This window comes from Streptomyces sp. NBC_01803, from assembly GCF_035917415.1.
GTDB lineage: Bacteria > Actinomycetota > Actinomycetes > Streptomycetales > Streptomycetaceae > Streptomyces.
The window spans coordinates 2387819-2407119 of the sequence record NZ_CP109073.1 but is presented as its reverse complement, the minus strand read 5'-3'; the positions used below and the strand labels follow the sequence as shown (position 1 = coordinate 2407119).

14 protein-coding genes and 1 tRNA gene are annotated in these 19301 nt (G+C 73.1%); 9 read left to right on the top strand and 6 right to left on the bottom strand.

What is annotated here, in order from left to right; all coding sequences use genetic code 11:
- Positions 1-34: 34 nt before the first annotated feature.
- The 3 genes from OIE51_RS10395 to OIE51_RS10385 form a co-directional block, all read right to left on the bottom strand.
- On the bottom strand, positions 35-1084 hold the full coding sequence (locus OIE51_RS10395) for a nucleoside triphosphate pyrophosphohydrolase (protein ID WP_326597168.1): 1050 nt from the start codon (positions 1082-1084) through the stop codon (positions 35-37).
- Positions 1081-1752, bottom strand: coding sequence for a SurA N-terminal domain-containing protein (locus OIE51_RS10390; RefSeq protein WP_326597166.1), 672 nt, complete (start codon positions 1750-1752; stop codon positions 1081-1083). The genes OIE51_RS10395 and OIE51_RS10390 overlap by 4 nt, the downstream gene beginning before the upstream one ends.
- Before the next feature lie 78 nt (positions 1753-1830).
- Entirely contained in the window at positions 1831-3132 is a 1302-nt protein-coding gene (locus OIE51_RS10385; RefSeq protein WP_326597165.1) for a DUF6716 putative glycosyltransferase, read from the bottom strand.
- 297 nt (positions 3133-3429) lie between these two features.
- Between OIE51_RS10385 and OIE51_RS10380 the strand changes: the two genes are divergently transcribed.
- From OIE51_RS10380 to hemC, 3 genes are all read left to right on the top strand, one after another.
- Positions 3430-4164 (top strand): ABC transporter ATP-binding protein, encoded by a 735-nt coding sequence (locus tag OIE51_RS10380; protein ID WP_442812048.1) that lies wholly within the window; start codon positions 3430-3432, stop codon positions 4162-4164.
- Positions 4161-6752: an ABC transporter permease gene (locus OIE51_RS10375; RefSeq protein ID WP_326597163.1), complete on the top strand. Its 2592-nt coding sequence runs from the start codon at positions 4161-4163 to the stop codon at positions 6750-6752. The genes OIE51_RS10380 and OIE51_RS10375 overlap by 4 nt, the downstream gene beginning before the upstream one ends.
- Positions 6753-7030: 278 nt before the next feature.
- Positions 7031-7969, top strand: a complete 939-nt coding sequence (gene hemC / locus OIE51_RS10370; protein ID WP_326597161.1) for a hydroxymethylbilane synthase — start codon at positions 7031-7033, stop codon at positions 7967-7969.
- Between the two features lie 281 nt (positions 7970-8250).
- On the opposite strand, the gene OIE51_RS10365 is transcribed toward hemC, so the two are convergent.
- Positions 8251-8925, bottom strand: coding sequence for an HNH endonuclease family protein (locus tag OIE51_RS10365; RefSeq protein WP_326597160.1), 675 nt, complete (start codon positions 8923-8925; stop codon positions 8251-8253).
- A 402-nt stretch (positions 8926-9327) separates the two neighbouring features.
- Between OIE51_RS10365 and OIE51_RS10360 the strand changes: the two genes are divergently transcribed.
- Positions 9328-9819 carry an OsmC family protein gene (locus OIE51_RS10360; protein ID WP_326597158.1) on the top strand — a complete coding sequence of 164 codons (492 nt, stop codon included), beginning with the start codon at positions 9328-9330 and terminating at the stop codon, positions 9817-9819.
- 55 nt (positions 9820-9874) lie between these two features.
- Here the strand turns inward: OIE51_RS10360 and OIE51_RS10355 are convergent, their stop codons facing one another.
- Positions 9875-10519 carry a peroxiredoxin-like family protein gene (locus tag OIE51_RS10355; RefSeq protein WP_326597156.1) on the bottom strand — a complete coding sequence of 215 codons (645 nt, stop codon included), beginning with the start codon at positions 10517-10519 and terminating at the stop codon, positions 9875-9877.
- 72 nt (positions 10520-10591) lie between these two features.
- Between OIE51_RS10355 and OIE51_RS10350 the strand changes: the two genes are divergently transcribed.
- Together OIE51_RS10350 and mfd are read left to right on the top strand one after the other, a co-directional pair.
- Positions 10592-11191: a TetR/AcrR family transcriptional regulator gene (locus tag OIE51_RS10350; protein ID WP_326597154.1), complete on the top strand. Its 600-nt coding sequence runs from the start codon at positions 10592-10594 to the stop codon at positions 11189-11191.
- Positions 11192-11386: 195 nt separating this feature from the next.
- The gene (gene mfd / locus OIE51_RS10345; RefSeq protein ID WP_326597153.1) at positions 11387-14950 is read left to right on the top strand and encodes a transcription-repair coupling factor; all 3564 of its coding nucleotides are present in this window, start codon (positions 11387-11389) and stop codon (positions 14948-14950) included.
- A 283-nt stretch (positions 14951-15233) separates the two neighbouring features.
- Here mfd and OIE51_RS10340 read toward each other — a convergent pair.
- Positions 15234-15305: transfer RNA gene (locus tag OIE51_RS10340), tRNA-Gln, on the bottom strand.
- Positions 15306-15482: 177 nt separating this feature from the next.
- On the opposite strand from OIE51_RS10340, the gene OIE51_RS10335 reads away from it, so the two are divergent.
- From OIE51_RS10335 to OIE51_RS10325, 3 genes are all read left to right on the top strand, one after another.
- Positions 15483-16796, top strand: coding sequence for a sensor histidine kinase (locus tag OIE51_RS10335; protein ID WP_326597151.1), 1314 nt, complete (start codon positions 15483-15485; stop codon positions 16794-16796).
- Positions 16789-18045, top strand: a complete 1257-nt coding sequence (locus OIE51_RS10330; protein ID WP_326597149.1) for a cytochrome P450 family protein — start codon at positions 16789-16791, stop codon at positions 18043-18045. Before OIE51_RS10335 ends, OIE51_RS10330 begins: the two co-directional genes overlap by 8 nt.
- Positions 18046-18141: 96 nt before the next feature.
- Positions 18142-19074, top strand: coding sequence for a transglycosylase family protein (locus OIE51_RS10325; protein WP_326597148.1), 933 nt, complete (start codon positions 18142-18144; stop codon positions 19072-19074).
- Positions 19075-19301: the final 227 nt, after the last annotated feature.

Here is a 19301-nt window from a genome sequence, read left to right as displayed (position 1 = left end):
ATCACGCCCGCTGCCGCCCGGCGGGCGGGCGCGGTCACTCCTGCCGGGCGGGCCGCGCCTCCGCCGCGCGGATCGCGTCGCGGTAGGCGCGGGCCGCGGTGCGCAGGGCCGTTTCGGGGTCGGTGCCGGCGGCTTCCGCCTCGGTGGCCAGGGCCAGCAGGCGGTAGCCGAAGTCGCCGGCCGGGGCGGGGGGCAGCGGCACGTCGACGCCGGCCGTCCGGGCGCGGGCGGAGAGCTTCGCCGCGAGCGCCAGGCCGGGCTGGCCCAGCGGGATGCCGTCCGTGACCGAGGTCCGGCCCTTCTCCGCCGCCTTCGCGCGCAGCCACAGCGCCTTCACGTCGTCCGCCGTCTCGGCCCGCTCGTCGCCGAACACGTGCGGGTGGCGGTGGATCAGCTTCGCCACGATGCCGCCCGCCACGTCGTCGATGTCGAACGGCTCCTCGGTGTCCTCGGCCGCGATCCTGGCGTGGAAGACGACCTGGAGCAGCACGTCCCCCAGCTCCTCGCGCAGCTCCGCCCGGTCGCCCGCCTCGATGGCCTCGATCAGCTCGTACATCTCCTCCACGCCGTACGGCGCGAGGTCCTCACTCGTCTGTGTCGACGCCCAGGGGCACACGGCGCGGATGCGGTCCATCACCTGCACCAGGTCGAGCAGCCGCGCGCCCGGCAGGTCATAGGAGCCGGGCAGCAGCTCCAGCTCGGGCAGGGTCGTGGCCCGGCCGGAGCCGGCCAGTGCAGCCAGCCCGTCGGTCAGGCGCGGCTCGCCCTCGGCCGAGGTCAGCACCACGACCAGGCGCCCGCCCGCGCCCGCGCCCACCACCCGGTCCGCGTCGATGGTGGCGACGGCCTCCACCGCGATCCCGGCCTCCTTCAGATAAGGAAGCTGCGGGTGCGCCGTGTCCCGGCACAGCACCAGGTCGGCGTCGCGCAGGGCCTGCCAGGCGGGCCAGGACAGCAGCCCGGGGGCCACCCGGTGGGTGGTGGTCAGCAGCACGATCCGGCCGGCCGGAGCGGACGGCGCGGGGGAGGCGGCGGAAACGGGGGATGCGGGGGAGGGGGACGAATCAGACGGGGAAGTGGTCACCCGCCGAGCGTAACGGCGGCCTGCTCGCCGCTCGCCGCCCGCAGCCAGGGCTCGGTGGCGTCGGTCAGCATGACCTGCTCCGCGTCCCACTCGCCGAAGCGCGGGTTCACGTCGACACCGATCTCCTCGGCGGTGGTGGCCAGCACGGTGGCGATCCGCTGCACGCCCGCCGCGTCCGGCGTGACGCCGAGCCGCTCCGCCAGGCCCTGGAACAGAAGCTGGCTGCGCAGCATCTGGTCGATCTGCTCGTCCCCGGCGAGCGGGGTGGCGCCGCTGGCCGGCATCAGCGCGGCCTGGGCCAGCGCGTCGGCGCCCCCCAGGTTCCGTTCGGCCTCCGCGCGGGCGGTCTGCACATCGCGGCGTGAGACGTTCACCCCGGCGTCGTCCGCCGCGCGCTCCAGCACCTCCAGGTACACCAGGAACTCGACGCGCTCCTGGGTGAGCCCGCTGCTGGCGGCGATGAGCTGGTCGGCCTCCGGCCGGTCGCGCTGCGCGTCGCGGACGGCCTCGACCTCGGACTGGACCGTGGCCAGGGCGATCCGCTCGCCGCCCACGACGGCCGCCGCGCCCGGGTGGGCGTCGGTGGAGCATCCGGTGAGCAGCAGAGGAGCCGCGGCGGCCAGCACGGCTGCGGCGGAGACGGACAGTGCGGAGCTGCGGCGCTTCACTGAGGCACTCCCGTGGATGGTCCGTTGGGTCGATCGATCTTATGCAGCGGGCCACCCGATGTCAGCACCGCTGCGTGTTCACTGTCCTTGTGCCAGGCGGCGGATGACGGGTGCGACACGGGCCCGCCCGACGCGGTAGAGGCCGTCGGCGCCGCGCTGGATCAGCTTGCGCATCGCGGTCGGACCGCCCGCGCCCGCCGCGCCGCCGGGCAGCGGGCGTCCGCTGAGGCCGAGGCCGTGGCGCATCAGCAGCGTCTCCAGATAGTCCGAGGCGTTCCGCGGTGTGTAGTACGGCCGCATGCGCGGCAGCGAGGAGCGCGCCGTCAGCTGGGCGAACCGGGTGCGGGCGGCGGCGTACGGGTCGCGCGGGCCGATGCCCTGGCGGGCCGCCCACTCGTGGCTGACCCGGGGGACGAGCCCTTCGTCGAGCTGGGCCCACGAGGCGAGCGCGCCGGAGTGCAGGAAGAAGTGGTTGCCGTGCGCCTCGCGGATCCCGTAGTCGGTGAGGATCGCGGTCGGGATGCCGCGGTGGACAGCCTCCAGGGCGGCGGTCGAGCTGACGGTGACCAGCAGGTCGGTGCGGTCCAGCACCTGGCCCATGTCGCCGTGCGCGACCTTGAGGTTGGGCGGCGGGTCGGGCAGCTCGTCGTACAGCTCCTGGTACGGGAAGCGCTCGATCCGGCTGGTCGTCTCGCCCTCCCGGACGCGCAATTTGAGCAGCACTTCGCGGTCGGGGAAGCGGCGGGCGTGCCGCTGGAGCTTGTCCAGCAGCCCGGCGCGCGCCGCGCGGGAGGCGGGGACGGTCGGCTGGACGGCGAAGCAGACGGTGAACGGGCGGTCGCCGCGGCCGACCGCCGAGGGGTCGTAGCGGCGTCCGCCGAGGAACGGCAGTGCCGCCTCGACCACGCTGAACGGGTCGGCGCCGATGCCCCGGTAGATGTCGCGGAAGCGGGTGGCGTCGTCCGGGCCGTTGGCCAGCAGGATGTCGGAGCCGACCCGCAGCAGCAGGCCGTCCACCAGGTTCTCGTAGAGCGCGCCCACGTAGCCGGAGGCGACGACGGGCCGCCGGGAGGCGCCGTCCCAGGCCATCCCCAGGCTGTGGATGAGCGCGAGCACGGTGCCGCCGATGGTCCCGACGACGATCAGCTCGGCCTCGGCCAGCGCGGGGTCGTCCAGCAGCTCGGCGCAGGTGACGAAGCGGCTGGTGTCCGGGGCCACGTCGACCTCGGCGATCTGGCGCTCGGTGGGGGTGGTCGAGGTGAGCAGGAAGCGGGCGTCGATGGCGTGCCGGGGCGCGAGCTTCCGGGCGGCATGGGCGGCCCACTTCCACCGGCTGTCCGAGTCCGCGAGCACGACGGCACGGGGAACTGCGCTTCCCATCGCTCGACTTCCCTCCGACGGAACGTGAAGTCCCGGTTGTTCATGGGGCGTCAGGTTACAGCCTGCACGGGACCGCGTTCGAACCGTTGCGCGGACGGCGCCGTCCCCTAGGGGCGGCTGCGACGTGGCGCCGATCCCGCCGCCGCGAGGTTCGTCCTGCCGGGCGATGAGCGGGCCGGGTGGCGTCCCTAGGCTTTCCTTGTGGCTTCCATGGCCAAGCTTCACTCACTGGAGGAGATCACCGTGACAACGGCTGTTGTGAATCCCGCGACCGGGGGCGGCGGAGGGCACTCAGCCGTGGCCGCGCGGGCCGAGGGTGTGGTCAAGGCGTACGGAACGGGTGAGACGCGGGTTGTGGCGCTGGATGGCGTGTCGGTGGATGTCGAGCGTGGGGTGTTCACGGCGATCATGGGTCCGTCGGGGTCGGGGAAGTCGACGCTGATGCACTGCCTGGCGGGGCTGGACACGGTCACGAGCGGCCGGATCTGGGTGGGGGAGACCGAGATCACCGGGCTGGGGGACAAGAAGCTGACGAGGCTGCGGCGGGACGGCATCGGCTTCGTCTTCCAGGCGTTCAACCTGCTGCCCACGCTCAGCGCCGGCGAGAACATCACCCTCCCGATGGACATCGCCGGCCGCACACCCGACCCCGACTGGCTGCGGCGGGTCGTGGAGACCGTCGGTCTCACCGACCGCCTGCGCCACCGGCCCGGCGAGCTGTCCGGCGGCCAGCAGCAGCGCGTCGCCGTCGCCCGCGCCCTCGCCGCCCGCCCCGGGATCATCTTCGCCGACGAACCCACCGGCAACCTCGACTCCCGCACCGGCGCCGAGATCCTCGGCTTCCTGCGCCGCTCCGTCGACGACCTCGGCCAGACCATCGTCATGGTCACCCACGACCCCGTCGCCGCCGCCCACGCCGACCGCATCGTCTTCCTCGCCGACGGCCGCGTCGTGGACGAGATGCGCGAGCCGACGGCCGACCGGGTGCTGGACCGCATGCGTGGCTTCGACGCCAAGGGACGGGTCTCATGACCGTCCTGAGAACGTCCCTGCGGAGCCTCCTCGCCCACAAGGGGCGCATGCTCCTGTCCGGGGCGGCGGTGGTCCTCTCGGTCGCGTTCGTCTGCGGAACGCTGGTCTTCACCGCCACCATGAACACGACGTTCGACCAGCTCTTCGCCGAGACGGCGTCCAACGTGATGATCGCCGCGGTGGAGGAGGACGACGACCAGAGCGCCTTCGAGGAGGGCCCCACCACCGGCGTCCCCGAGACCCTGCCCGTCTCGGTGCTCGACCGGGTCGCCGCCGTCGACGGCGTGGAGCGCGTGACCGGCACGGTCACCTCCACCACCGCGGTCGCCGTGGACGCCGCGAACGAGAACATAGGCCCGACCGGCGGCGCCCCCACCGTCGTCGCCAACTGGTCGGACATCGAGTCGCGGTCCATGGAGATCGCGGAGGGCGAGCCGCCGGCCGGGCCGGACCAGGTCATGATCGACGGTGACACCGCTGACAAGAAGGACCTCGCCCTCGGGGACGAGCTCCGCCTCGTGACCGCCTTCGGGGACTACCCCGTCACCATCACCGGCATCGCGGACTTCACGGTCACCAACCCCGGCGCGGCCGTCCTCTACATCGACCTGCCCACCGCCCAGCGGATTCTGCTGGACGCCGAGGACCGGGTCACCACGGTCTACGTGGACTCCACGGGCACGGTCACCGACGAGGAGTTGAAGGCCGCCGTCACCGCCGCCCTCGGCGACGGCACCTACAAGATCCAGACCGCCGACGAGTACATCGAGGAGAACCGCGACGAGATCGGCCAGGCGCTGAGCATCCTGAAGTACGTGCTGCTCGGCTTCGCCGGCGTGGCGCTGCTCGTCGGCGTCTTCCTGATCGTCAACACCTTCTCCATGCTCGTCGCCCAGCGCACCCGCGAGATCGGGCTGATGCGGGCGATCGGCTCCAGCCGGGGGCAGATCAACCGCTCAGTGCTGATCGAGGCGCTGCTGCTGGGCCTGGTCGCCTCGATCACCGGCTTCGGCGTCGGCATCGGTCTCGCCGTCGGCCTGATGGAGGTGATGGGCCTGCTCGGCATGAACCTCAGCACCGAGGAGCTGACCATCGGCTGGAGCGTGCCGGTCGTCGGGATCGTCCTCGGCGTCGCCGTCACCCTCGTCGCCGCCTACATCCCCTCCCGGCGGGCCGGACGGATCAGCCCGATGGCCGCGCTGCGCGACGCGGGCATCCCCGGCGACACGCGGGCCGGACGGATACGGGCGGCCGTGGGCGCGGTGTGCACGGTCGTCGGCCTGGCCGCCCTCGCCGGGACGGCCACGGCGGACGACAGCGCCGCCGACGGCGTGCCGTACCTCGTCCTCGGCGTCCCGCTCAGCCTGATCGGGCTGATCGTCGTCGGGCCGTCCCTGGTCGGACTGGTGGTACGGGGCCTCAGCGCGGTCCTGCTGCGGATGTTCGGCCCGGTCGGTCGGCTGGCCGAGCGCAACGCCCTGCGCAACCCGCGCCGCACCGGCGCCACCGCCGCCGCGCTGATGATCGGGCTGGCGCTGGTGGCCGGCCTGTCGGTGGTCGGCACCTCGATGGTGGCCTCCGCGACCGAGGAGATCGACGACTCGCTGGGCGCCGACTTCGTGGTGTCCGCCACCAACTTCGGCCCGATCCGGCCCGACGAGGCCGAGGCGGTGCGCTCGGTCGCGGAGCTGGACCACGTGACCGAGGTGCGGCAGATCGAGTCCGCGGTGACGTTCCCCGGCGGCGGGCGCAGTGACATCACCTTCAGCGTGACGCCGCTCAGCTATGTGGACGACTTCACCTCCAGCGTGCTCTCCGGCGACATGACGGAGGCGCTCGGGCCCGGCGCGATCTCCGTCGACGTGGACACGGCCGAACGCCGTGACCTGGAGGTCGGCGACGAGCTGACGGTCGCGTTCCGGGACGGCGAGACCACGACCCTCGCGGTGCGGGCGATCACCTCCACCGACAGCGTGCTGGAGGGCAACGCCTGGTATGTCGGCGTCGACACCGTCCGTCTCCATGTCCCGGACGGCGCGCTGCCGCTGCCGACGATGATGTTCGCCACGGCGGCCGACGGACAGCAGGACGCGGCCCGCGCCGCGCTGGAGGCGGCGCTCGACCGGTACCCGACGATGGAGGTCCGCGACCAGGCCGAGTTCAAGGACCTGATCCAGGGCCAGGTCGGCCAGCTCCTCGTCATGATCTACGGGCTGCTGGCGCTGGCGATCATCGTGGCGGTCCTGGGCGTGGTGAACACCCTGGCCCTGTCGGTCATCGAACGGACCCGGGAGATCGGGCTGATGCGGGCCATCGGCCTCTCGCGCCGCCAACTGCGGCGGATGGTGCGGCTGGAGTCGGTGGTGATCGCCCTCTTCGGCGCGCTGCTCGGCCTCGGCCTCGGCCTGGCCTGGGGAGCGGCGGGTCAACAGCTCCTGGCCGCCGAGAACTTCACGGTCCTGGAGATCCCCTGGCTCACGATCATCGGAGTGTTCATCGGCTCCGCCCTGGTCGGCCTCCTGGCCGCCCTCCTCCCGGCCTTCCGCGCCGGAAGGATGAACATCCTGAACGCGATCGGCACGGACTGATCCCCCCACCCCGGAACACCCCCAACGGGCCGGCGGCCCCGACCGCCGGCCCGTTTCCGTCGCGGTTCGCGGGGAGACGCGCCCACGGCCCCAGCGCCGTGGGCAGGGGGAGTTGGCCAGGGAAGCATCGGTGGGTCTCACGCGACTGACGGGCAAGGGCAAGGGCAAGGGCGAGCGCGGGGCGTGGGAGGTGGGGGAGGGGTGTGTGTGTTTGTGGTGGGGCGTGGAGATGTGAGGCGCGCGCTCGGGAGATGATCGGACGGGCTAGCATCGCTGCTATGGCTGCCACCGCTGACTTGATCCGCGTCGTATCCCGTTCGTCGCCCATGGCGCTCGCCCAGGTCGAGCGGGTCCGGGCCGAACTGGCGGTCCTGTGGCCGGAGATCACGACGGAGGTGGTGCCCGTCACCACCTCGGGCGACCGGTGGATGGGTGACCTCGGGGCGCTGGGCGGGAAGGGCGCGTTCACCAAGGAGGTCGACGCGGCGCTGCTGGCCGGCGAGGCCGATCTCGCCGTGCACTGCCTCAAGGACGTGCCCGCCGACCGGCCGCTGCCGGCTGGGACCGTGTTCGCCGCGTATCTGCGGCGCGACGACATCCGCGACGCCCTCGTCCAGCCCGGCGGCCTCACCCTCGACCAGCTCCCGGCGGGCAGCCGGGTCGGCACCTCGTCCGTGCGGCGTATCGCCCAACTCGCCACCAGCCACCCGCACCTGGAGTGCGTGCCGATGCGGGGCAACGCCAACAGCCGCCTCGCCAAGCTCGACGCGGGCGAGGCCGACGCGCTGCTGCTCGCCGTCTCCGGCCTCGAACGCATCGGGCGGGTCGACCGGATCACCCAGATCCTGGAGCCGGAGACCATGTGCCCGCCGATCGGCGCCGGCATTCTCGCTCTCCAGTGCCGTGAGGACGACACCGCGACCATCGACGCCGTGAGCGGCCTCGGGCACCACGACACGTGGCGGGAGGCCACGGCGGAGCGGATGTTCCTGCACGTTCTCCAGGGACACTGCAACTCGCCCATCGCCGGCTACGCCAAGGCCGAGCCGGACGGCAGGCTCTCCCTGCGCGGCCGGGTCTTCACGCCCGACGGCAAGCGGGTGCTGGACGCCCACGAGTGGGCCGGCGCGCTCAGCCCGGAAGACCTCGGCACCGCCACCGCGCTCGCGCTGAAGCGGCAGGGCGCCGGCGCGCTGATCGCGGACATCCCGCACTGACCGCGCCGACCCGGCGGGGGCGGGCCGACCGCGCCGACCCGGCGGACCAGCCGAAGGCCCGCGGGAACGTCCGGACCGCCGCCCGGCCAGGGCCCGCTGCTCCGCCTCGAGGACCGGGCGGGTGCCCAGGCGTGACCGGGCCTCCATGACCGCCTGGACCTCGTCCCGCCCCGGCTGATCGGCGCCCGCACCGGGGCCGGGTCCCGGGCCCTCCTCCGCCGCCCGCGTGGTGTGAGCACGGTGCGGAACGGCGGAGGAGGGGGTTCGGGGCAGCCGGGAGGCTAGGCGCAGCCGTTGAGGATGCTGGTCAGCGCGCTCTTCTCGGCGGAGTCCACGGCGAGGCCGTAGTAGTACTTCACCTGCACCCACGCGCGCGCGTAAACGCAGTGGTAGCTGGAGCGCGAGGGCATCCAGGTGGCGGGGTCCTGGTCGCCCTTCGCCTGGTTCACGTCGTCCGTGACGGCGATGAGCTGGGGGCGGGTCAGGTCGTTGGCGAACGACTGGCGGCGCGACGTCGTCCAGGAGCCCGCGCCGGAGTCCCACGCCTCGGCCAGCGGAACGAGGTGGTCGATGTCGACATCGGAGGCGGCGTACCAGGTGGCGCCGTCGTACGGCGAGTACCAACTGCCGCTCACCGCGGCGCAGGCTGAATCCTGCACGACGTTGGTGCCATCGCGCTTGAGCACCACCTCACGGGTGTTGCAGGTGCCGCTCTGGGTGATCCAGTGGGGGAACAGGTCGCGGTTGTAGCCCGTCCGGTTCTCGGTGCGGACCGGGAGGGCGGCCAGGTAGCTCCGGGCGGTCGAGGCGCTGACCGGGGTCGGCAGGGCGGCCTGGGCGGAGGGGCCAGTGAAGAGGGCGGCGATGGATATGAGGCCGGTGACGGCGGCTATCAGGGCCAGCCGTCGACGCGCGTAGACAACACGGCGCAGGACGGCGTTGCGCACTCGGATCACGCGGAACTCCCTTGTGGTGGGGGTGGATTCGGCTCAGCAGAGCCGCGTGTGCTCATGCGTTCGACATACTCCCGCCGGAACGTTTCGGCGGGGAGTGCGACAGGTAACGGATTGACGGCATGCACACGTCATTACGGCGCACGGTCACGGCGCGGACCCCGCCCGGCGGGACCACCGTGCCGCCGCCGCGCCCGGCGGCCGGCCGCCGGCTGGTGCTGGTGGCGGCCCGCCCGGAGGCGCCGCTCCCGCCGGCCGTACGCGCGTTCGGAGACATGCTCGCCGGATGCCCGGATGCCCGGATGCCCGGATGCCCGGATGCCCGGACGCCCGGACGCCCGGACGGACCTGCGACAGTGGTGATGCCGGGCACGATCGGTCCGGAACGTCAGAAGGAGCGGCCAGGTGAGCAGGAACAGAGAGCACGGCTACGACGTGACGGTCCGGTGGACGGGCGACACCGGGGAAGGCACCTCGGGATACCGGAAGTACGCCCGTGACCACGAGATCACCGTGGCCGGGAAGCCGACGATGATCCTGGGCAGCGCCGACCCGGCGTTCGTCGGGGACCCCGACCGGTGGAATCCGGAGGAGCTGCTCGTCGCGTCGCTCTCGCAGTGCCACATGCTGTCGTATCTCGCGCTGTGCTCGCTCAAGCGCGTGGTGGTCACCGGCTACGAGGACGCGGCCCAGGGCGCCATGCGCGAAACCCCGGGCGGCGGCGGGGCGTTCACGGAGGTCGTGCTCAACCCGGTGGTCACCGTGGCGGAGGAGGGCATGGTCGGAACGGCCACCGCGCTGCACGAGGAGGCCCACCGGATCTGCTTCATCGCCAACTCGGTCAACTTCCCGGTCCGCCACGCCCCGGTGATCCGGGTGGCCGCGGCCACGGCATAGGCGGGCCGCGGCCACGGCGGGGGCGGAGAGGGCGGGGAGAGGCGCGGGCCGCCGCTCAGACGGACTGGTCCGGCTCCCCGGCCCGGGCGGCGGCGGCCAGCGCCAGGAGCTCGTCCACCGACCACTGGTCGTAGGCGTGGTCGCCGTACTTGGCGGCCAGGACGCGGCCGTCCGGGGCGATCAGGAAGTCCGCCGGCAGGCCGAGCTGGCCGCCGTGCGGCGTGAACTTGGGGGCGGGCCGTTTGCGGCGCACCATCGGCCCGAAGACCACCAGGAAGCCCCGGGCGATCGCTCCCCAGGCGCGCGGCCCCATCGAGCGCAGTCCGGACTCGACGCCGAAGCGTCGGTAGAACGTCTTGTCCGGGTCCGGCACGACGGCGAACGGCAGGTCCTCGACGTACCCGCGCAGGTCGTCCGGCGGCGCGTGGAAGAAGACCACCTCGCGGACGCCGGCCGCGGCGATCTCGTCGTGCCGCTGGACCACCGACCGCAGGTGCAGATTGCAGATGGGGCAGCCGGCGAAGCGGCGGAACTGGAGATGCAGCAGCCCCTCTCCGGCGGGAATCGCGATCCTGTCGCCCGAGATCGTCTCGACCTCGGCCTCGATCACCGTGCCCACGGGAATCCGCGCCGGTTCGGGCGCCGGGTCCCCGGTGGCCTCGGTGGCTCCGGGAGTGGCGTCTGGTGTCGCCTCCGGCATGGTCACCCTCCTCAAAAGAGTGCGCTGTACGCCGACCGACCGTATGGGCGTATCCTGTACGCTGTCAAGGTTATGCCGCGTCCCAAATCCCTTACGCAGTCCCAGGTCACCGATGCCGCCCTGGCCGTCATCGATCGCGACGGCCTCGCCGCGCTCTCCATGCGCGTGGTCGCCGCCGAGCTCGGTATGGCGACCATGTCGCTCTACCGGTATGTCGCCGGCCGCGACGAGCTGGAGAGCCTCGTCGCCGAACGGATGCTCGCCGCCGTTGATGTCGTGCCGCCGCCCGGCGAGCCCTGGCAGGAGCAGGTGGCCGTCCTCCTGGCCCGGCTCCGCGCCGCCGTCGCCGCCCACCCCGAGGCCATGCCGCTGGTGCTCACCCACCGGCACGACTCCCCGGGCGCGTGGCGCTGGGCCGAGGCCGTGCTCAGCGTGCTGCGCGCCGCCGGGTTCACCGGCCGCCAGCGCCTCATCGGTCTGCGCGGCCTGATCAGCTATCTGATCGGCGCGCTCCAGACCGACCGGCTCGGTCCGCCGAGCGGGGCGGCCGGCGGCGACGACTACCCGCTGCTCGCCGATGTCGTCCGGCACGCCAAGGACCTCTCGCCCGACGTCGAGTTCCGCAACGGGATCGATCTGCTGCTGAGCGGCCTCGCCGGTCACCTGGCGTGACTGTCGGGCCGGGCGCGTACTCTGGAAACCCCCGGCCCGCCGCGCGTGCCGGGTGATTCGCGTTGCCCGCGGCGCGCCGCACGCGCCGCCCACCAAGAAGTGCCGCCCACCAGCAAGTGCCGCCCACCAAGAAGTGCACCCCACCAGCAAGTGAAGACCCGCAAGCATTCTCCTCCACCCCCGGACGGACCCCTCATGAGCCTGCACGGCCTGCTCGACGCCGTCGTAGAAGAGCCAGCCCTCGCCGAGGCCGTCGCAGCCGCAGCCGCAGCCGCAGCCGACGGCGGTCGGCGCCATCTCGATCTGGTCGGCCCGCCCGCCGCCCGCCCGTTCGCCGTCGCCGCCCTGGCCCGCGCGGCCCGGCGCCCGGTGCTCGCGGTCACCGCGACCGGCCGCGAGGCCGAGGATCTGGCCGCCGCCCTGCGCTCGCTGCTGCCCCCGGACGGCGTCGTGGAGTATCCCGCATGGGAGACGCTGCCGCACGAACGGCTCTCGCCGCGCGCCGACACGGTCGGCCGGCGGCTGGCCGTGCTGCGCCGCCTGGCCCACCCGCTGGCCGACGACCCGGGCGCCGGCCCGGTCTCGGTCGTCGTCGCGCCCGTCCGGTCCGTGCTCCAGCCGCAGGTCAAGGGCTTGGGCGACCTGGAGCCCGTCAGCCTGCGGGGCGGCCAGAGCGCCGACCTCGCCCGGATCACCGAGGCGCTGGCCGCCGCCGCGTACACGCGCGTGGAGCTGGTCGAGAAGCGCGGCGAGTTCGCCGTGCGCGGCGGCATCCTCGACGTCTTCCCGCCCACCGAGGAGCACCCGCTGCGCGTGGAGTTCTGGGGCGACGACGTGGAGGAGATCCGTTACTTCAAGGTCGCCGACCAGCGTTCCCTCGAAGTGGCCGAGCACGGGCTGTGGGCGCCGCCCTGCCGTGAGCTGCTGCTGACCGAGGACGTGCGCCGCCGCGCCGCCGAGCTGGCCGCGCGCCACCCCGAGCTGGACGAGCTGCTGGGCAAGATCGCCGAGGGCATCGCCGTGGAGGGTATGGAGTCCCTGGCGCCCGTGCTCGTCGACGACATGGAGCTGCTGCTCGACGTGCTGCCCGCGGGCAGCATGGCCGTCGTCTGCGACCCCGAGCGGGTCCGGAGCCGGGCCGCCGATCTGGTGGCCACCAGCCAGGAGTTCCTTCAGGCGTCGTGGGCCGCCGCGGCCATGTCCGACACGGGTGAGGCGCCCATCGACGTCGGCGCCGCCTCGCTGCGCGGCCTGGCCGAGGTCCGCCGGCACGCCGCCGAGCTGGGCCTGCCGTGGTGGTCCGTCTCCCCGTTCTCCCCGGACGAGGAGGCCGACAAGGACACCCTGCGCCTGGGCCTGCGCGCCGCCGAGACGTACCGCGGCGACACCGCGCGGGCGCTGGCCGACACCAAGGGCTGGCTCGCCGGGGGCTGGCGCGTGGTCTATCTGACCGAGGCCCAGGGCCCCGCCGCCCGGACCGCCGAGGTGCTCGCCGGCGAGGGCATCGCCGCGCGCCTCGACGGGACCCTGGCGGGTGAGATCGCCCCGGCCGTCGTCCATGTCTCCTGCGGCGCGATCGAGCACGGCTTCCTGGCCCCCGGGCTGAAGCTCGCCGTGCTCACCGAGACCGACCTCACCGGCCAGCGGGCGGCCGGCCGCGACGGCGTGCGGATGCCGGCCAGGCGCCGCAAGACCCTCGACCCGCTGACCCTGGAGGCCGGGGACTACATCGTCCACGAGCAGCACGGTGTCGGCCGCTACATCGAGATGGTGCAGCGCACGGTGCAGGGCGCCACCCGGGAGTACCTGGTGGTGGAGTACGCCCCCGCCAAGCGCGGCCAGCCGGGCGACCGGCTGTTCGTGCCGACCGACCAGCTGGAGCTGGTCACCAAGTACGTCGGTGGTGAGGCCCCCACGCTGCACCGGCTCGGCGGCGCCGACTGGACCAAGACGAAGGCCAGGGCCCGCAAGGCCGTCAAGGAGATCGCCGCCGACCTGATCAAGCTGTACTCGGCGCGGATGGCCGCCCCCGGCCACGCCTTCGCCCCCGACACCCCGTGGCAGCGGGAGCTGGAGGACGCCTTCGCGTATGTGGAGACGCCCGACCAGCTCACGACCATCGGCGAGGTCAAGGAGGACATGGAGAAGTCGGTCCCGATGGACCGGCTGGTCTGCGGCGACGTCGGCTACGGCAAGACGGAGATCGCGGTCCGCGCCGCGTTCAAGGCGGTGCAGGACGGCAAGCAGGTCGCGGTGCTGGTGCCGACGACGCTGCTGGTGCAGCAGCACTTCGGCACGTTCTCGGAGCGGTACGCCCAGTTCCCCGTCAGCGTCCGGCCGCTGTCCCGCTTCCAGACGGACGGCGAGGCCAGGACGGTGATCGAGGGGCTGCGCGAGGGCAGCGTGGACATCGTGATCGGCACCCACCGGCTGTTCTCGTCGGAGGTCAAGTTCAAGGACCTGGGCCTGGTCATCGTGGACGAGGAGCAGCGCTTCGGCGTCGAGCACAAGGAACAGCTCAAGAAGCTGCGCGCCAACGTGGACGTGCTCACCATGTCGGCCACGCCCATCCCGCGCACCCTGGAGATGGCCGTCACCGGCATCCGGGAGATGTCCACCATCACCACCCCGCCCGAGGAACGGCACCCGGTGCTCACGTTCGTGGGACCGTACGAGGAGCGGCAGATCGGCGCCGCGATCCGCCGGGAGCTGCTGCGCGAGGGTCAGGTCTTCTACATCCACAACCGGGTGGAGTCCATCGACCGGGTCGCCGCCCGGCTGCGGGAGATCGTCCCGGAGGCGCGGATCGCCACCGCGCACGGGCAGATGGGCGAGACGGCGCTGGAGCAGGTGGTCGTGGACTTCTGGGAGAAGAAGTCCGACGTGCTGGTCTCGACGACGATCGTGGAGTCCGGTATCGACATCGCCAACGCCAACACCCTCATCGTCGAGCGCGGCGACACCTTCGGCCTCTCCCAGCTTCACCAGCTGCGCGGCCGGGTCGGCCGGGGCCGGGAGCGCGGCTATGCCTATTTCCTCTATCCGCCGGAGAAGCCGCTGACCGAGACCGCGCACGAGCGGCTGGCCACCATCGCGCAGCACACCGAGATGGGCGCGGGCATGTACGTGGCGATGAAGGACCTGGAGATCCGCGGCGCGGGCAACCTGCTGGGCGGTGAGCAGTCCGGCCACATCGCGGGCGTCGGCTTCGACCTGTACGTGCGGATGGTCGGCGAGGCCGTCGCCGACTTCCGGGCCGCGCTGAGGGAGGACGCGGGCGGGGCCGAGCCGGAGGAGTCGCTGCTGGAGGTCAAGATCGAGCTGCCGGTCGACGCCCACGTGCCGCACGACTACGCGCCGGGGGAGCGGCTGCGCCTCCAGGCGTACCGGGCGATCGCCGCCGCCAACACCGAGGACGACATCCGGGCGGTGCGGGAGGAGCTGGCCGACCGGTACGGGCCGCTGCCCGAGCCGGTGGAGAACCTGCTGCTGGTCGCCGCGCTGCGGATGCTGGCCCGCTCCCACGGGGTCACGGACATCACGCTCCAGGGCAACAAGATCAGGTTCTCGCCCGTGGAGCTGCCCGAGTCGCGGGAGCTGCGGCTGAACCGGGTCTACCCCGGCTCACTGATCAAGCGCACCGCCCGCCAGATCCTGGTCCCCCGCCCGACGACGGCCCGCGTCGGCGGCAAACCGGTGACCGGCCGCGACCTCCTGGCCTGGACCGGCGAATTCCTGACAACGATTCCCGGCGCCTGACGGCCCACCCGTCCCGCGCCGGCGCGTCCCGCGCCTGCCGCGCCCACCCGTCCCGCGCCGACGCGGCTCGCGCCTGCCGCGCCGACGCGGCTCGCGGCGGGGCGGTGTGGCTCGGCGCCGCCGTACACAGGGCAGTACGGGCGGACGCTTCCGGAGATCCAGCGGCCGGCCTTCGAGCGCACGGCCGAACGCGGGCCGTACGACCCGGTGGTGGTGCGGCAGTGGGCCGACGAACAGCTCTGCCCGCGGCAGTTGGGGCGCGCGCGCTGAGCGCTGGAAGAGGCTCCCCCGCCAGGACTCGAACCTGGACATACGGCACCAAAAACCGCAGTGCTGCCAATTACACCACAGGGGATGGCATATCGGGCAAGGCGGCCTGGTTGTCAGGCCGCTGAACCGGCACCCCACACTATCCCAGCCCACCGGCCCCCGGCACGACGTTACGGCGCCCCTCCCACGTCCGGTCCGGCCGCCGGCCCGACCATCCTCACCCTCCTGAAAAGGAGTAGACCGCGCCCTTAGTCTGGTCGTTATGAATGCGACGGGGGCGGGGGAGGCACCGGGGCGGAGGTTCGCGCTCGGGTGGTGGACCCGGCGGCGCAGTGTCGTGCTCGACGGTGGGCTGGCGCTGGCCTCGGCCGCCGAGTGCGCGGGCCAGGGGGTCGGGTTCGCGGACCGGACCGGGCTGCCGGTCGGACTGGTCGTCGTGCCGGGGGCGCTGGCCGGGCTGACGCTGCTGGTGCGCCGCCGCTGGCCGCTCGCGGTGATCCTGGTCTCGGTCGCCGTCCTGCCCGCGAACATGGGCGCCATGCTGGCCCTTGTCGGCCTCTACACCCTGGCGACCACCGACGCGCCGCGCCGGATCATCGGGGCGCTGGCGTGCATGGAGGGCGCCGGGACGGTCATCGTCACCTATCTCCTCATGGACCAGGACGCGGACCTGCGGGAGCAGGGCATGCCGGTGTGGTTCCAGCCGCTGGTGTCCATCCTGTTCGGCGTGGCCTGCGTGGTGCCGCCGGTGCTCCTCGGGCTGTATGTGCGGGCGCGGCGGCGGCTGGTGGAGTCGTTGCGGGACCGGGCGCACGGTCTGGAGCGGGAGCTCGCGCTGCTGGCCGAGCGGGCCGAGGAGCGCGCGGAGTGGGCGCGGGGCGAGGAACGGCGGCGGATCGCGCGGGAGATGCACGACGTGGTGGCGCACCGGGTGAGCCTGATGGTGGTGCACGCGGCGGCGGTGCAGGCGGTGGCGCCGAAGAATCCGGAGAAGGCGGCGAAGAACGCGGCGCTGATCGGCGACATGGGCCGGCAGGCGCTGACCGAGCTGCGGACCATGCTGGGGGTGCTGCGGGCGGGGGACGGCCGGCGGGCGGACGCGCCGTCGCGGCTGGCGGAGATCGCGGTGGCGGTACGGGTGACGGAGGACGCGGGGCCGTCGCTGACGGAGGTCGCGGTGCTCGTGGCCGAGTCGCGGGCGGCGGGGATGACGGTGGACCTGGCCGTGGAGGGGGAGCCGCGCGGGTACGCGGAGCAGGTGGAGTCGACGGCCTACCGGGTGGTGCAGGAGGCGTTGACGAACGTGCACAAGCACGCGGCCGGCGCGGCGGCGCGGGTGCGGCTGGCGCACCGGGACGGCGAGGTGGCGGTGCTGGTGCAGAACGAGGCGCCGGACGGCGGGATCGGGGCGCCGGACGGCGCGCGGCTGCCGAGCGGCGGGAACGGTCTGGTGGGGATGCGCGAGCGGGTGACGGCGCTGGGCGGCGGGTTCGTGTCGGGGCCGACGGACAGCGGGGGCTTCCGGGTCTCGGCGGTGATCCCGGACCAGCGACGGCCGGAGCCGGCGGATGGCTGAGGGCGGGGAGCCGCCGACGCTGTTCGACCAGGGCTTCACGGCGGACCCGTATCCGGCGTACGCGTGGCTGCGCGAGAACGCGCCGGTGCACCGGGCGGTGCTGCCGAGCGGGGTGGCTGCCTGGCTGGTGACGCGGTACGCGGACGCGCGCCGGGCGCTGGCCGATCCCCGGCTGAGCAAGAACCCGGGGCGGCACAGCGCGGCGGACCACGCCTCGGGGCGGGTCGGCATCCCGGGGGAGCGCGGCGCGAACGTGATGACTCATCTGCTGAACATCGACCCGCCGGACCACACGCGGCTGCGGCGGCTGGTGTCGACGGCGTTCACGCCGCGCCGGGTGGCCGAGTTCGAGCCGCGGGTGCGGGAGTTGTCGGAGCGGCTGGTGGACGGGTTCGCGGGCGCCGGATCGGCGGACCTGATCGACGAGTTCGCGTTCCCGCTGCCGATCTACGCGATCTGCGACCTGCTGGGGGTGCCGCCCGAGGACCAGGACGACTTCCGGCGGTGGGCCGGGATGATGCTGCACACGGCGGGCAAGCGCGGCGGGGTGGGGCGCGCGGTGCGGCGGATGCGGACGTATCTGGGGGAGTTGATCCACCGCAAGCGGGGGGAGTTGGGGGACGACCTGATCTCGGGTCTGATCCGGGCGTCGGACCACGGTGAGCAGTTGACGGAGGACGAGGCCGCGTCGATGGCGTTCATCCTGCTCTTCGCGGGCTTCGAGACGACGGTGAACCTGATCGGGAACGGCACCCTGGCGCTGCTGCGGAACCCGGCGGAGCTGGCGCGGCTGCGGGGCGCGGTGGCGGCGGGGGACGAGGCGCTGATGGCCTCGGCGGTCGAGGAGTTGCTGCGGTTCGACGGGCCGGTGGAACTGGCGACGTGGCGGTTCGCGTCGGAGCCGCTGACGCTGGGCGGACAGCGGGTGGAGCGCGGCGATCCGGTGCTGGTCGTGCTGGCGGCGGCGGACCGCGATCCGGCCCGCTTCGCGGCGCCGGACGCGCTGGATCTGGGGCGGCCGGACAATCCGCATCTGGGGTACGGGCACGGCATCCACTACTGCCTGGGCGCGCCGCTGGCACGGCTGGAGGCACGCACGGCGCTGGCGACGCTGCTGCGGCGGCTGCCGGATGTGCGGCTGGCGGCGGAGCCGGCCGATCTGCGCTGGCGGGGCGGGCTGATCATGCGTGGGCTGCGGTCCTTGCCGGTCGCGTTCACGGCGGAAGGTGACAGAGCGTCAGCAGTGTGATGAACACGTTATCCCGGCGGGATCGACTTGTGATCGTGCGGACGGAGGACTAGGTTCCCCTCATCCGTAACAGTGTTCGCATGAGAGGACCGTCAAATGCGCTCCCGGACCGGCCGTCACCGTCGTCCACGACAGGCTCCGGCCTTTCTCGTCACCGCGGGGGTGACGGGCGCGGGCATCGCGTTGCCCCTGATCGGCGCGGGCTCGGCGAACGCGGTGAGTGATGGCACGTGGGACCAGGCCGCCGAGTGCGAGAGCGGCGGGATATGGACGGCGAACACCGGTAACGGCTACTACGGCGGCTTCCAGTTGCCGCTGAGCCTGTGGGAGCGGTACGGCGGGCTCGACCTCGCGCTCCGGCCCGACCTGGCGAGCCGGGCGCAACAGATCACGGTGGCGACGCGGATGCTCGCCGACCAGGGGCAGGAAGCGCTGCCGGGGTGCGCGTTGCTGTCGGGGCTGTGGGAGGAGTTCCGCGCCGAGCACGGGGACGACGTGGACCGGGCGGAGGAGGCCGAGGAGGCCCAGGCCGAGGAGGAGATCGGGGGGCCGGAGGAGTCGGCCGTACCCGGTGAGGAGGGCGGCGAGGTCGAGGGACCGGACACGGAGCCCGGCCTGGAGCCGTCCGAGCCGCCGGTCGAGGGATCGGTCGAGGGATCGGTCGAGGGATCGGTCGAGGAGCCGACGGAGGAGCCCGCGGCGGAGGCGGCCGGAGAGGCGGCCGAGGAGCCCGCCGGTGACGAGCCCGACGCGGCGGAGGCGGCCGGGAGCGCGGACGGCGGCGGGCGGCACCGGGGTGAGCTCGACCCGGCGGAGGCGGAGGCCGGTGCGGAGCCGGCCGCCACGACCGGGCGGCACGCGGACCGTTACGAGGTGCGGCGGGGGGACACCTTGTCCGCCATTGCGGTGGTGTCCGGGGTGTCCGGCGGCTGGCCCGCCCTCTACGAGGCGAATAAAACGGTCATTGGCGACAATCCAGACTTCATACTCCCGGGCCAGGTGCTGGAGTTGGCGGTCGCGGCCCGTTAGGTATCGATTCGCGAGCGCAACTTTGCGATCTGAAAAGTGTGACCATCATCTCCCCGCACTTCGGTGATATCGGACTCTTCCGTCGTTTCGCCTCCCTGGCTGACCTGGGCAAATCCGACTTCTCGCGCGTCAACCCCCGCCACGCCGGTGATCTTCATCGTTCTTGAATCGTTAGTGAGCGTGTGTTTAGTGTCCCTCCGCTCGACGTCTCGCCGGGCACCGAAGCC